Here is a 12,915-nt window from a genome sequence, read left to right on the forward strand (position 1 = left end):
GGGGAATGGGCCGACGATGCCGTACGCGCGGTGGCCGCCGCCCTCCTCTCCTGACACGCAGCCGCATGCCTTCGCCGGCCACGGCGACGCACGCCGGCGCGTGTCAGCGAAACTGTCCGCGCTCGATGCCGTCGTGCCAGCGCGCCGGCGCCGGCTGCCATGGCCCTTCGCCCAGCACCGCCTCCACCAGATGCGCGATGGGGAAGCCGAGGTTCGCCTCCGCCGCCAGTCCGCCATCCTGCAGGTGCGCCTGCGCGACGAACGCACGGAACGCCGTTTCGTCGCGCGCGGCCAAGGCGGTGATCTTCCTGGCCAGGTCGTACGACAGTCGATTGCCTTCGTCGGTGGCGAGGAACGACTTGCCCGACCAGAACGCCTGGATGCTGTCGGCATTCCAGTAGGCGGCATGCTGCGCGGCGAGTTCGTGCGGAAAGTAGAGCTGCGCCTGCGGCGCGGCGAGTTGCGGGAACATCGTGTGTTCGGTGTTCACCGCCAGTCCCTCGTTGAGCCAGGCCGGGATCGGCAGGTGCGCCAGCAGACAGTGCGTCAGCTCATGCGCGATTACCGGCTCCATCGCATCGATCTGCTCCAGCGGCATCACGAAGTGTCCGTAGCCCGCCTGGATGAACATGCCGGACGACATCGCGTACTCGCCACCCTCCGGGTAGTAATGGCTGACGTAGGCGTAGTAGTCGTCCGGATCCTCGAACACCATCACCACGTAGCGGCCCCAGCCGTCGTCGCCGGCCAGTGCGCCGAGGTTGCGCAGGATGCGTGCGTGCATGCGCTGGCACGCGGCGAGGAACAGCGCGGCGGGACGCGGCTCCAGCGTCGACAGCAGCAGGAAATCGGCGGACCCGGTGACGTGGTAGCGACCGCCGAGCGCATCCCGCAGCGCCTCCAGCCATGTCTGCGCCGCCGAGTCCCACAGCGCGTGCGCGGCATCGCCGTCCAGCGCGGCGGCTTCGCTTGCCTGCAGGCGCTCCCAATCGACGAGGGGCAGCGCCGTTCCGGTAAACCACGGCACCTCCACCGGCACGCGCGGACGTTCGACGGCGACGGGCGCCTGCGGGCGGGAGAACAGGCGCGTCAGATGCTTGAGCATGCGCCCAGTCTAGGACACCGGGCCGCGCGCCCGGCGATGCGGCGTCAGTCCGCGCCGTGGCGCTCGCGGATCACCTGCAGGCGCTCGCGGTAGTAAAGCGCGTCGGCGGCCTTTTCCGGCGGATGGTCCGCCAGCCAGTCCAGCGCCTGCTGCAGGAGGGTCGCCTTGTCGGCCTCGGGGGCTTCCAGCGCGGTGTCCACGCGGTCGAGTTGCAGGATGACGTCTTCACGGGTCGAGCGGGTCAATGGGGCATCTCCTCGGGGAATGACGCCAGCCTAGAACGGCCGGCGTATGCGCCGCGTCATCGCATGCCGTGCCGTCCGCGCGCACTCATCGCCGGGCGCTCATGTCGTCCAGCAACTCGCACACCAGCCGCTGGCTGTGCTTGGTCAGGCGTCGCAGGCTGTCCAGGCAGTGCGCTTCGAATTCGTCCATCGCATAGGCGATGACCGCCGTCGGTGCCTCCAGCCCATGCGCAGGGTGGGCGCCGCGCCCCGTCGCCAGCCACTCGAACGCGACCCGCGTGGCCACGGCGATGTTGGCGAGATTGGCGACGCTCGGCGTGGTGCCGCCTTCGGCCCGCTCCCACTGCGCCACCGCACTGCGATTGACGCCCGCATGGCGGGCCAGTTGCGACTGCGTCATCGAGGCGCCCAGCCGCGCGCGACGAATCCTGATGGCCATCGAAGCCGACATCCCGTGTACTCCGCTGCGATCACCGCGCCACCCTCGCGCGCGGCCGGTGAGCATCGCGTGAGATGCGGGCGACAGGAATGAGGACCGCAGCCACCGAGGTCAGTCGTGCTTATCGCGTCAGCCGCGCTCAGCGCGCGGCTTGCATGCCCGGGCATGCCGCCTAGAATCGGGTGATAAGCATGCGGGAACGAGGGACGATGAGCGTAAGGACGATCACCGACGGCGACCACCAGATCACCGTCCAGGTGCTGCAGAAGACCGACGTCCTGGGCGCGACGTACTGGCAGGGACGCGCCATGTTCCAGATCGCCGACGGACGTGCCCGGGGCGATGTGGTCACCACCGCGCGCCACGCGACGCCGGACGCCGCGGAAACCGCCGCGATCGCGCGCGCGCGGGCCAGTGGCTGGGGCGTCCGCTAGCCCCGCGAGGCCGCCTACGGGGCCTTCCGGCCTCGCACGACCGCCGCGTCGACATCCCTCGCCGCCCGCATGCTAGTGTCCGCGCCTCGGCTGCCTCCCGCAGCCATTCCGCAGCCGGAACCGAACAGGGCGACACCATGAGACTGCATCTGTACCGGGTGGACAGCGGGTATTTCGTGTGCCCCGCCGATGCGCCGGTTCCCGCGTCCCACGCCAACGACCTGCGCGACCGTCGCCCGGACATGATGTTCCTGTCGCGCGACACCGCGGGCCGCACGTTCATCGAAGGCCACATGCGCACCAACGGCGCCGTGCTGATGGACGAACGCGTGGCGGACATCATGCTTGCCGGCTATCCCGGCTGGACCAACCGCGCGTTCTGAACCGGCGCGGCGCACGCCGGCATCCGCCTTCGCATCGCCGTGAACCCGGGGCGGACTGACGCCCGCCCTGTCCATGTCCGCCTGCCGTGCTGCGTATACGCCGACGGATGCGCCTTCGCGTCCTGTCTCTCCATGCCCCCGCGATCACCTCACATGACGCCGCCTGTTCCGGGACCGGCCGTGGGAGGCGCGCCATGCAGGCTCCAGGTTTCCGTCCGGTCGCAGGGACGCCATGAACACCCCCGTGATCCGTGCACTGGCGCTGTTCGACGACTACATCACGCTCACGCCCACGCAGCGCGAGGATGCGCTGGCATCGCTGGCGCGCGACGATCCTGCCGCCCATCTCGCGCTGCACCGGATGCTGGCGTCCGACAACGCCCTCGATGCCGGCGAACAGCCCGACCTGCTGGACCAGGTGCCGGACGCGCTGGCCGCCGTCGATGCGGCCCTGCCGTCCCCGCAGGATCATGCACTCGGACAGCGCCTCGGCCCCTGGCGCCTGGACCGCGTCATCGGCGTCGGCGGCATGGGCACCGTCTACGAGGCCCAGCGCGCCGACGGTCACTACCACCAGCGCGTGGCCCTCAAATGCATCCGCCGCGAACTGTCGTCGCCGCCGCTGGTGGCCAGCTTCCTGCGCGAGCGCGCCACCCTCGCCCGGCTGGACCATCCCGGCATCGCCGGGCTGATCGATGGCGGCCTGGACCGGGACGGCAATCCCTGGTTCGCCATGCGCCACGTGCAGGGCGACCAGATCGACACCTGGTGCGACCGCCGCCGCGCGGGCCTGCGCCAGCGCGTGGCCCTGCTGGTGCAGGCCTGCGATGCCATCGCGTACGCGCACGGGCGCCAGGTGCTGCACCAGGACATCAAGCCTTCCAACCTGATGGTCACCGACGACGGCCAGGTGCAGTTGCTGGACTTCGGCCTGACCGCGTCGCTCACCACGCCCGGCAGCGTCCCGCGCGTGGCCATGTCGCAGGGCTATACCGCGCCGGAAGCGCTGTCGACCATCCCGCCACGGGTGACCGCCGATGTGTGGTCGCTGGGCCGGCTGATGTATTCGCTGCTGGCCGGCACGTTGCCGCACACGCGCTCGCCGTTGCAGCTGGTGCCCGCCGCCGATGACGTTCCCGAGCCCGTGCCGATGTCCGCGCTCGCCGCCACGTCGAGCATCGATACCGCACGCGTGCGCGGCGCGCGCTCGGCGAAGGCCTTGTCGCGCCAGCTGGCCGGCGACCTGGATGCCATCGCATTGCGCGCCACCGCCGCGCAGCCGGAGGCGCGCTATGCCTCCGTCGCGGCGCTCGGCGCTGATCTGCAGGCCTGGCTGCAGACACGTCCGGTGCGGGCGCGCGAGGGCGGCCCGGGGTATCGGCTGGGCCGCCTGATGAAGCGCCACCGCACGGCCGCCGTCATCATCATGGTGTGCGCGGCCGCACTGGCCATCGGCGGCGGCATCGCGACCTGGCGCGGCCAGCGTCTCGCGCAGGAGGCCGCCGAGGCGCAGGCGCTGTCGCAGATCTTCGAACAGACCCTGGGGACGGCCACGCTCTCGGGCCTCGGCGCCACCCCGATGTCGTCGCAGCAGTTGTTGTCCGATGCCGAACAGCGCATGCGCGGGCTCGATCTGCAGGACCATCCCACCGTGCGGGCGCGAGGACTGGCCGTGCTCGCCCGCAGCCACATGGCCATCGGCGACTACGCCCGCGCCACCGCCCTGGCCCGCGAAGCCGGCGCGCTGCAGGGCGATGATCCGGCCAGCAGCGCCGCCCTGCTCGCGGCGCTGCTCAACCTGCAAGGCAAACCCGCCGATGCCGAACGCGTCGCGCAGCGTGCCCTGGCGACCGACGGCGACGCGCCGCTCGGCGTGCGCCTGCAACTGCTGACCGAGCGCGCCCGCAGCGAGTGGCATCTCGTGCGGCACGCCGATGCCTACCGCACCTTGGGCCAGGCGCTCGCGCTGGCCGAGCGGGCGGACGACGCGCCGGCGCAGGCCGAGCTGCGCACCCTGCGCGGCGAGTGGGAACTGCGGCAGACGCAGTTCGCCCAGGCCGGCACCGATCTGCAGGCGGCGATCCGCCTGGCGCACGCACGCGCGCCGCTGGTGGCGCAGGCCGCACGGCTCGTCTTCGCCCAGAACCTGATGGCGCAGGGACGCATGGAAGAGGGCCACGCCGCCATCGTGCAGGTCCTGGCCGATTACCGCCGCCAGTTGGGCGATGCGCATCCGCTGGTGGGCCGCACCTGGCGGATGCTAGCGCATGCCGAATGCGCGCTCGGCCGCTTCGACGCGTGCGCGGCCTCGATCCGGCGCGCCGAGACCATCGTGCGCCGCGACTACGGCGAGCAGCATCCGGAATACGCCGAGGTACTGCGCGTGCGCGCCCTGCCCGCGTTCTTCGACCCCGCCAGCCGGGACGACGGCATCGCCCTGCTGCGGCGCGCCGACGCGCTGCTGCGGGCGGCATATCCGCCCGACCATGCCGATGTGCAACGGGTGGAGTCGATGCTGGCCACGCGCCTGCTGGCCTTGCCGGCGTCCTCGCCTGCGGCACGCCGCCAGCAGCTCGAGGAAGTGATCGGCCGACTCGAAGCCACGCTGGCGCAGAGCCGCCGCAGCCGCCTGCCGGTGCCGACGATGCATCGGATCACCCTGGTCAACGCCCTGATGGAGCGCGATGGCCCGGGCGATCTCGACCACGCGCGCCGCCTGCTCGACGAGAACACGGTGCTGCTGCGCGCCTATGCCCCGGACTTCGTCTGGGGCTTCCTCAACCAGGTGCTCGACGCACGGCTGGCGCTGCGCACCGGCGATCTCGATCGTGCCGAGGCCCGGCTGTCCACCCTGCTGGTCGCCCTGCCGCCGCAGTCGACCTCGAACGGCGTGCGCACGCTGCTGTTGCAGGCGCTGGTGCTGCGCGCCGACGTCGCGCTGCGGCGCGGCGACCGGGCGCAGGCGCGCGTCTGGCTGGAGCGGGCCGTCGCGCAGGCCCGCACCGCCTTCGGGCCGGCGCATGCGACGACCGTGCGCATGCAGGCGACGTTGGCGGCGTTCGACAGGACGGGCAGCATTCCACTGGACGAGTGAGGCTGCCGGCGCCGGGCGATTCCGCCCCGCACGCGCAATGCCCGGTCCAGGACACCCGCTGTACGGGTGTCGGTCCCGGCGCCGCCGTCAGCGCGGCGGCGCGGTCACGGCGGTAGGCGCGCGCGTGGCGTTCCAGTTGAACAGGAAACCGCGGTGCTCGGCCCAGGTCTGCCCACTGGCGGTATCGCCGGTCAGGCACACCGCAGTGTGGTACGGGCCCACGCCATCGCCGGTGCGGAAGCTGGCGCACAGGCGACCGCGGCTTTCCTTCCAGCGGCCGGCCTCGATCGTGCTGTTGTAGAAGCGGCCGGTGACGGTGCCGTCGGCATGGAGCGTCAGTTCCATCGGCTGCGTATACGGTGCGTCCGGCCGGGTGGACAGGTCCACCACCCACATGCCGTCCAGCGGCGTGGCCCGCACGGGCGCGGCGAACGGCAGCGCCAGGGCGGCGGCGAGCATCAGGGACAGGCGCATCCGGACTCCTTGCAAGAAGGGAGATGGCCTGCGTTACGCGCGACACGGGCGGACGGATGCGCTGGCCCGCGCGCATGCCTCACCAGCGCGGGTTGCGCCGCGGTGTGCGACGCGACGGTGTTCCGGCGGGCCGTCCGCGCCGGTTACGCCGGATCGCCGTGCAGCGCCACGTTCAAGCGATCCACCACCATCGCCCAGTCGGCGTCGTCCAGGCGCTCTTCGCGCAGCAACTGTGCTTGCGCGGGGGTCCAGAACGGCGCTTCTTCCAGCCGCATGCCATCGGGCAGCGGCGAGTGCGTGGCGATGAACTGCCGGATGCCGGCGTCGTCATCGGGCAGGCCGAGTTGGGCGAAGAGTTCGGAGAAGGGGTGGACGGTGGATTCCATGGCAAGGCGTCGTGGGGTGAGGACGCCAGCGTAGCCATGGTCGCGTGAAGCCGGCGGTAGTCGAGGGGTGGTACTGCCGTCGCGGTCGAGCGGCGGGTGCACGGCGGTGATGCGGTGCGAAGAGCGGCTCGCGGCGAGCGCTGTCATGAGCCGCCCCGGATGCGTCAGGCTGGCCCGGATCACGCGGGATCTTCCGTCACCAGCGTGATGTTCGGATGCGCAGCGATGATCTCGAGCACCCTGTCGAAATAGGTCTGCCCCGTGCCGGCCTCCAGCGCATCGAGTGCGCGCTGGGCGTGCGCACGGTTGAACCGTTCGGGCTGCGCGAGTTTTTCCCGCAGGTACTGTCGCGTCGCATGCACGCCGAGCGCGTCGCGGCTTGCGCCGGCATGCGTCCAGACCAGTACCGCCGGCGCGTCGCCATCGAGGGCGCCGTAGCCGCCGTAGAGCAGGTCGTCGAGGGCGTCCAGGCTCGGGCCGAGGGTCCAGTCGACGTCGGCCATGAAGACGCGGTTGATCTCGTCGTAGAACGACGGGATGTCGTGGATGCGGGCGCCGTCCAGCGTGTAGGTCCGTGTCATCGGGGCAAGCGTAGCCCGGATAGGGCCGACGTCGGCATCCCGAGGAGCGCCGTGTGCGCCTCGCCTGCGCAGCGCGGATGCCGTGTCCAGCCTGCAGGCGAGGAACGATGGCGAAAGTGATAGCGTGGCCACCGTGTCGCTGCCGGCCGCGACCCTGGGGGACCACGATGAAACCGTTCCTGCTGGTTCTGATGCTGCTTTCCCTGCTGACCGGCGTGGTGCGGGTGCGATCCGACGCGGCGCGGTGGCATGCGTCCGGTGCGCGCGCGCCGTCGGCCGCGCCGGTGGCCCGGGAAAACGCCTCGCAGGTGGCAGGGGCTGCGGATACGACGTCCCTGCGCAGCGGCGGGAGCGACGGCACGGCTTCCGCGCTCGCGACGGCTGCGGCGGCGTCGCAGGCCGACCCGTTCGCACCCGTCTACATCGTGACCTCGCGCGACACCTGGCAGGGCATCCGCGGACTGGCGAGAGAAGCGGCGGTGCGCAGCGACAGTACCGGCATGCCGCTGGTGATCGCCGAGACCCGCGCCGACCGTCTCGGCGCGATCAGCGAGTACGTGCATACCCGCGAACGCCGCTGCGGCGGCTACTTCGCATTCCCCACGCGCACGCAGGCCGAGGCGTTCGTCGGTGCGGACCGCGCCAAGCGGGCGATGGCGAAGGCGATGGCCGCACCCTACACGCTCGACAACCAGGCCACCGTGAACGGCTGGCTGCCGCAGGTGCAGGAGCGCCGCCTCTACGACACCATCAACCACCTCTCCGGCTACCGCAACCGCTACTTCGCCAGCACGCATGGCAGGACGTCGGCCGAATGGATCCGCACGCAGTGGCAATCGCTGGCGGCGGGCCGCAGCGATGTCACCACCGAGCTGTTCACCGCGTGCACCACCTGCAGCACGCAGCCCTCCGTCATCCTGACCATCCGCGGCTGGGACCTGCCCGACGAAGTCGTGGTGCTGGGCGCGCACCTGGATTCGATCAACGGCGGCAACCGCACCGATCCCGAACAGCATGCGCCGGGTGCGGACGACGATGCGTCGGGCATCGCCACGCTCACCGAGACGCTGCGCATCGCCCTGGCCGACGGCTGGCAACCGCGCCGCACGGTGAAGTTCATGGGCTATGCGGCGGAGGAAGTCGGCCTGCGCGGCTCGAATGCCATCGCGCAGTCGTTCCGCTCCGGCGGCGTGAACGTGGTCAGCGTGCTGCAGGTGGACATGACCAACTACAAGTCCGGCGCGGTCACGGACATGAAGCTGATCAGCGACTACTCCAATACCGATCTCAGGAATTTCTTCATCACGCTGTTCGACACCTACCTGGCGCCGATGGGACTGACACGCAGCAGTACGGCGTGCGGGTATGCGTGCTCGGACCATGCGTCATGGACGAACGCCGGCTATCCGGCCGCGATGATGTTCGAGGCCGGCGATCCGGGCGGCAGCTTCCCCTACATCCACACCTCGTACGACACGCTGGCGACGATGGGCGAGTCGGCGCAGCACAGCGTCAAGTTCACCCAGTTCGCGCTGGCCTATCTGGGCGAGACCGCGAAGACGCGCGGCAAGGTCACGGGCGGTCCGGCGCAGGTGTTGCAACGCGAATGAGCCGTAGGGCGGGCCTTGGCCCGCCGTTCGGGATGACGGATGCTGTGCGACGGCGGGCTTGAGCCCGCCCTACGCTTTGGAGACCGAGATGAGGCACGCGTTCGCGAACATCGCGTTCACCCCCGCCGTCCGCGACGCGCAGGCGCGCGACGGCAGCCGCGCGCAGTACGCACGCGCCTTCGAGTCCGGCGACGAGGTCCGCAATGCCGAACTCGGGCCCGACGAGGCGGCCTTCATCCATGCGCAGCGCAGCTTCTACCTGGCCACCGTGTCGGAAACCGGCTGGCCATACGTGCAGCACCGCGGCGGCGCGCCGGGCTTCCTGCGCGTGGTCGACGCGAAGACGCTGACGTTCGCCGACCTGCCGGGCAACCGCCAGTTCATCAGCGTCGGCAACGTGGCCCACGACGACCGCGTGGCGATGATCCTGATGGACTACACGCATCGCCAACGGTTGAAGCTGCTGGGCCGGCTGGCGGTGCAGGAGGCACCGGGCGAAGCGCGCACCGAACGCACGATGACGATCCATGTGGAAGCCTTCGACTGGAACTGCCCGAAGTACATCCCGGTGCGCTTCGAGGCCGAGGACGTGCAGCGTGCCCTGGCCGAGCGTGATGCGCGCATCGCGGAACTTGAGGCGCAGTTGGCCGAGCTGCGCAGGGCACCGTAGGGCGGGCCTTGGCCCGCCGTTCAAGGCGTACGGATGGCGTGCGATGGCGGGCCGAGCCCGCCCTACGGTCGCAGTCATTTCAGAGTTGCGTTAATCCTGGTCCGTCGGCGCGCTGGCCGCTTCACCGACGTCATTCTCGGGCGCTTCGCCACTCAGCGAGTACTGGATGTCGGGAATCATGACGTCCAAGGCTTCTCGCACGAGATACATCTTGCCTTGCCACACGCTGGTGTTGAGCTTCTGCCAGCGGGTCAGGCGCGCATGGGAATTGAGGGTGTAGTTCTTCTCGATGAGCTCGCCATGTGCGTCCGTCCATGCCATCGCGACGTCCAGCGTGTAGGTGTTGTCGGCATGCCGGTACGTGCCCTTCTTGAAGACCAGCCTGATCGGCATGACCGCTTGGTCGGCGGTACCCGTCGGGGCGAAGATGCCGACCCGCTCAAGTTCTGCTGCCAGCATCGACGCCAGCGCTTCCTGATCCGGAGGATTGAAGAAGAACTCCGTCTTCGTCTTTCCGAAGACAGGGATATACATGCCGCCCACCATCGCCAGGTCCGACCAGGTCTGTTCGTCAGGCGTGAACGTGGTGCTCTCCACGACGACAGAGGCAGACGACTTGGCAGTGACCGGGCCCGAGTAACGCGCATCGGTCAGCGGTATGCGTTTTGCCGCCACGGCTGGCTCAACTGCCGCAATGGCGCAGGCCAACCACAGAATGATGCGCAAACCTTTTTTCATGGCGCGACCTCTTGCATGGCTGCAAACGCGACCTTCGGTACCGCGGTAGGGCGGGCCTTGGCCCGCGGTTCACGACGTACGGATGGCGTGCGATAGCGGGCCGAGGCTCGCCCTACGATCCTCAGGTCCCAAGCAATTCCACGTCGAACTTCAATGTGGCGTTGGGCGGGATGACGCCGCCGGCGCCGCGGGCGCCGTAGCCGAGGCTGGCGGGGATGATGAGGGTACGCTGGCCGCCCACCTTCATGCCCTGCACGCCTTCGTCCCAGCCCTTGATGACCATGCCGCCGCCGAGGGGAAAGATGAAGGGTTCGTCGCGGTCCTTGCTGGAATCGAACTTGGCGCCCTGCGCGCCGTTCTCGTACAGCCAGCCGGTGTAGTGCACGGTGACGTTGCTGCCGGGCTTGGCCTCGACGCCGCTGCCGACGACGGTGTCCTCGAACTGCAGGCCGGAGGCGGTGGTGGTGAAGGGCAAGGGGTGTTCCTTATCAAGAGCGGAAGGTCGTGGCGCGTAGTCTATCGCGCGTGTATGCCGGGTGCGCTGTGCCCACACGGCGACGTGGCGCCCGTTGCGCTTCGGAAGCATGGTGTCGATTGCACGCGGCGCCATCGGGCGGTCAGTCAATCGCCAACTGCGTTTGACCTCGTGGCGGGCGATAGTGGTATATCACCCCCGTATGCAAGACGCTGGGAGAGACAAGATGCTCCGGCCAAGGACATGGGTCGCCGTACTCGGCGCGTCAGCCTACGTCACCCTGCATCTGATCTTGCTGGCGCCGGGATCGGAACACGCCAAGCTGCTTTCCTTTGCCTTCCTGATCTTGGCCCCTCTGCTGGCGGGCGTGGCGAGCGTGGCGCTGGCCCAGCGGTCAGGGGCCATGCGGGGGCAATGGAACGCGCTGGGCGCGGCCATGATGCTCTGGGCGGCGGGCATGGCCAGCACTTCCCTCGATGAGCTGGTGCATGACCTGTTCAACATGCCGACCACGCCCAGCGTCTTGCTCTTCGTTCTCTATGCGGTGCCGTTGGTCTTCGCCCTGGCCAGCGAGAACCATGAGGACCGCTTCGTGCGCTGGACCGATGCGGGGCTTGCGCTCGCCCTGGGTGGTCTCTTCGCGATCCATACGCTGGCCTTCTCCACCATGCAGGGAACCGATGCCGCCGGCGTGTCGCACCTGCGCCTGATGTTCGATGTGGAGAACCTCTTCCTTGCGCTGTTTGCCCTGGGTCGCTGGGTGACGTCGGAGGATGCGGGGCAGCGTCGATTCTTTGCCGCGCTGGGACGCTACGCGGTGGTTTACCTGCTCGTGGCCGCCTACGTGAACCACGTGGACACCTCCGCCTATGGCCAGTGGATGGACGCGGTGATTCCCGTGCCCTTTCTGCTCCTGCTGATCGATGTGATGCGGAGCACGCCGGACCCGGCCAGCGGGCGCTTGCTGGTCCCCCAGCGCTGGACGCAGGTGGCCCGTATTGCGAGCCCCTTGATCTTGCCGCTGGCGTTGCTCGCGGTCGCGACCGTGCTCATGCCCCACCGCCCTGCGCTGGCATGCGCGGGCTTCGTGGTGGCCACCGTCGGTTACGGCGTGCGCACCATCCGCGTGCAGGTGCGATCGAATGCGGAGCAGGAACATCTGGCGCTGCTGTCCGGCCTCGATGGGTTGACCGGCCTCGCCAACCGGCGCCGCTTCGATGACAGCCTTGCGCGCGAGTGGACGCGGGCAAGGCGCAGTGGCGATTGGCTGTCCTTGCTCTTGCTGGACATCGACCATTTCAAGAAGCTCAACGACCACTGGGGACACCAGGCAGGCGACCAGGGCATCCGACTGGTCGCGGGCGCGCTGGCGTCCCGTCTCCACCAGGGCGGCGGCTTGCTGGCGCGCTATGGCGGCGAGGAGTTCGCCGTGATCCTTCCGGGTTATTCGCCGCACGTGGCGCGCGCGGTCGGCGAGGACATGCGGCGGGCGGTCGAGCAGATGGGGCCCGTGGCCGACGATGTGCCGGCAACGCTGACCATCAGCGTGGGCGTGGCCAGCATCCGGGCGATGCCAGAAGGCAGTGCGCTGGAGTTGGTCAAGCTGGCCGACCGGGCGCTGTACGACGCCAAGGATGCCGGTCGCAACACCGTGGTCGTCAGCAACGGCGTTGAAGCAACCGACGGTGGGCGCTGACAGGGCGCGGACCTCACGCGCGACGGTTTTCGTCATCCCACCCGATACCCACCGGATCGATGCGGGGATTCGCGGGCTCACTCCACCCTAGGGCCCGGCACTTGCCCGCGCCACGCGCTTTACGCGTCGCACTCGCCCACGCGCTTGCCGTCTTTGCGGACATAGGTGGAATCCGTGCCGGTCGTGTCGCTGTGGAGTTGCAGCACGTCGCGCGTGCCGGTGAAGGTCAGCGTGATGGGAATGGCGCGGCCATTGGCGTTGGCGAGCAACTCGACGCGCTGCCCGCGCACGCGATAGACGGTCTCGATGTTGCCTTTCTCGCGCAGCACCCAGCCGGTACCGTCGGGCTCGAAACGCAACGTGTCCTTGGGGCTCTTGTCGGGGTCCTTGCAGATCATCCAATCGCCGACCAGCCAGGCGTTGGGATGGGAGGCGGGCTCGGCCGCCATCAGGGGCGTGGCGATCATGCCGATGAGGGCGGCGATGACGAAGCGCGACATGGGACATTCCGTGTGGTGGAGGGCCCGGGCATCATCCGACACGAGCCTCGGAAGGGGAAGCGCGAGACTGACGGCACCGGCTTCC

The 12,915-nt window shown here is 69.5% G+C and carries 15 protein-coding genes; 6 read left to right on the forward strand and 9 right to left on the reverse strand.

Translation table 11 applies throughout. The features are described from left to right. Nucleotides 1–103: 103 nt before the first annotated feature. The 3 genes from AC1Q5B_RS18560 to AC1Q5B_RS18570 all read right to left on the reverse strand — a co-directional run bounded on the left by AC1Q5B_RS18560 (nt 104) and on the right by AC1Q5B_RS18570 (nt 1,789). Complete coding sequence (locus AC1Q5B_RS18560; RefSeq protein WP_492632927.1) at nt 104–1,105, reverse strand: hypothetical protein; 1,002 nt, start codon at nt 1,103–1,105, stop codon at nt 104–106. Nucleotides 1,106–1,149: 44 nt separating this feature from the next. Then, nucleotides 1,150–1,350, reverse strand: a complete 201-nt coding sequence (locus tag AC1Q5B_RS18565) for a hypothetical protein (protein WP_492632928.1) — start codon at nt 1,348–1,350, stop codon at nt 1,150–1,152. Nucleotides 1,351–1,435: 85 nt separating this feature from the next. Further along, nucleotides 1,436–1,789, reverse strand: a complete 354-nt coding sequence (locus tag AC1Q5B_RS18570; protein WP_492632929.1) for a helix-turn-helix transcriptional regulator — start codon at nt 1,787–1,789, stop codon at nt 1,436–1,438. 209 nt (nt 1,790–1,998) lie between these two features. Here AC1Q5B_RS18570 and AC1Q5B_RS18575 point away from each other — a divergent pair, with 209 nt between their 5' ends. From AC1Q5B_RS18575 to AC1Q5B_RS18585, 3 genes are all read left to right on the forward strand, one after another. Further along, nucleotides 1,999–2,223, forward strand: a complete 225-nt coding sequence (locus tag AC1Q5B_RS18575; RefSeq protein ID WP_492632930.1) for a hypothetical protein — start codon at nt 1,999–2,001, stop codon at nt 2,221–2,223. Between the two features lie 137 nt (nt 2,224–2,360). Further along, nucleotides 2,361–2,606 (forward strand): hypothetical protein, encoded by a 246-nt coding sequence (locus AC1Q5B_RS18580; RefSeq protein WP_492632931.1) that lies wholly within the window; start codon nt 2,361–2,363, stop codon nt 2,604–2,606. A gap of 232 nt (nt 2,607–2,838) precedes the next feature. After that, nucleotides 2,839–5,700: a protein kinase domain-containing protein gene (locus tag AC1Q5B_RS18585; protein ID WP_492632932.1), complete on the forward strand. Its 2,862-nt coding sequence runs from the start codon at nt 2,839–2,841 to the stop codon at nt 5,698–5,700. A gap of 87 nt (nt 5,701–5,787) precedes the next feature. Here AC1Q5B_RS18585 and AC1Q5B_RS18590 read toward each other — a convergent pair whose 3' ends face one another. The 3 genes from AC1Q5B_RS18590 to AC1Q5B_RS18600 all read right to left on the reverse strand — a co-directional run bounded on the left by AC1Q5B_RS18590 (nt 5,788) and on the right by AC1Q5B_RS18600 (nt 7,141). Then, nucleotides 5,788–6,174 (reverse strand): hypothetical protein, encoded by a 387-nt coding sequence (locus AC1Q5B_RS18590; protein WP_492632933.1) that lies wholly within the window; start codon nt 6,172–6,174, stop codon nt 5,788–5,790. A gap of 143 nt (nt 6,175–6,317) precedes the next feature. Continuing rightward, on the reverse strand, nt 6,318–6,560 hold the full coding sequence (locus AC1Q5B_RS18595; protein ID WP_492633066.1) for a DUF2789 domain-containing protein: 243 nt from the start codon (nt 6,558–6,560) through the stop codon (nt 6,318–6,320). A gap of 179 nt (nt 6,561–6,739) precedes the next feature. Then, nucleotides 6,740–7,141 (reverse strand): barstar family protein, encoded by a 402-nt coding sequence (locus AC1Q5B_RS18600; protein WP_492632934.1) that lies wholly within the window; start codon nt 7,139–7,141, stop codon nt 6,740–6,742. A gap of 167 nt (nt 7,142–7,308) precedes the next feature. On the opposite strand from AC1Q5B_RS18600, the gene AC1Q5B_RS18605 reads away from it, so the two are divergent. Further along, nucleotides 7,309–8,751, forward strand: a complete 1,443-nt coding sequence (locus AC1Q5B_RS18605) for a M20/M25/M40 family metallo-hydrolase (protein ID WP_492632935.1) — start codon at nt 7,309–7,311, stop codon at nt 8,749–8,751. An 88-nt stretch (nt 8,752–8,839) separates the two neighbouring features. Next, nucleotides 8,840–9,421, forward strand: coding sequence for a pyridoxamine 5'-phosphate oxidase family protein (locus AC1Q5B_RS18610; RefSeq protein WP_492632936.1), 582 nt, complete (start codon nt 8,840–8,842; stop codon nt 9,419–9,421). A gap of 90 nt (nt 9,422–9,511) precedes the next feature. On the opposite strand, the gene AC1Q5B_RS18615 is transcribed toward AC1Q5B_RS18610, so the two are convergent. Both AC1Q5B_RS18615 and AC1Q5B_RS18620 read right to left on the reverse strand, forming a co-directional pair. Continuing rightward, nucleotides 9,512–10,159, reverse strand: coding sequence for a hypothetical protein (locus tag AC1Q5B_RS18615; protein WP_492632937.1), 648 nt, complete (start codon nt 10,157–10,159; stop codon nt 9,512–9,514). 121 nt (nt 10,160–10,280) lie between these two features. Continuing rightward, a complete protein-coding gene (locus tag AC1Q5B_RS18620) occupies nt 10,281–10,634 on the reverse strand; it encodes an FKBP-type peptidyl-prolyl cis-trans isomerase (protein WP_492632938.1) in 354 nt (117 codons plus the stop codon). A 109-nt stretch (nt 10,635–10,743) separates the two neighbouring features. On the opposite strand from AC1Q5B_RS18620, the gene AC1Q5B_RS18625 reads away from it, so the two are divergent. Then, nucleotides 10,744–12,330, forward strand: coding sequence for a GGDEF domain-containing protein (locus tag AC1Q5B_RS18625; RefSeq protein WP_492632939.1), 1,587 nt, complete (start codon nt 10,744–10,746; stop codon nt 12,328–12,330). 119 nt (nt 12,331–12,449) lie between these two features. Here the strand turns inward: AC1Q5B_RS18625 and AC1Q5B_RS18630 are convergent, their stop codons facing one another. Continuing rightward, on the reverse strand, nt 12,450–12,830 hold the full coding sequence (locus AC1Q5B_RS18630; protein WP_492632940.1) for a hypothetical protein: 381 nt from the start codon (nt 12,828–12,830) through the stop codon (nt 12,450–12,452). Nucleotides 12,831–12,915 lie beyond the last annotated feature (85 nt).

This window comes from Pseudoxanthomonas sp. GW835-FHT14C01 (genome assembly GCF_058793715.1).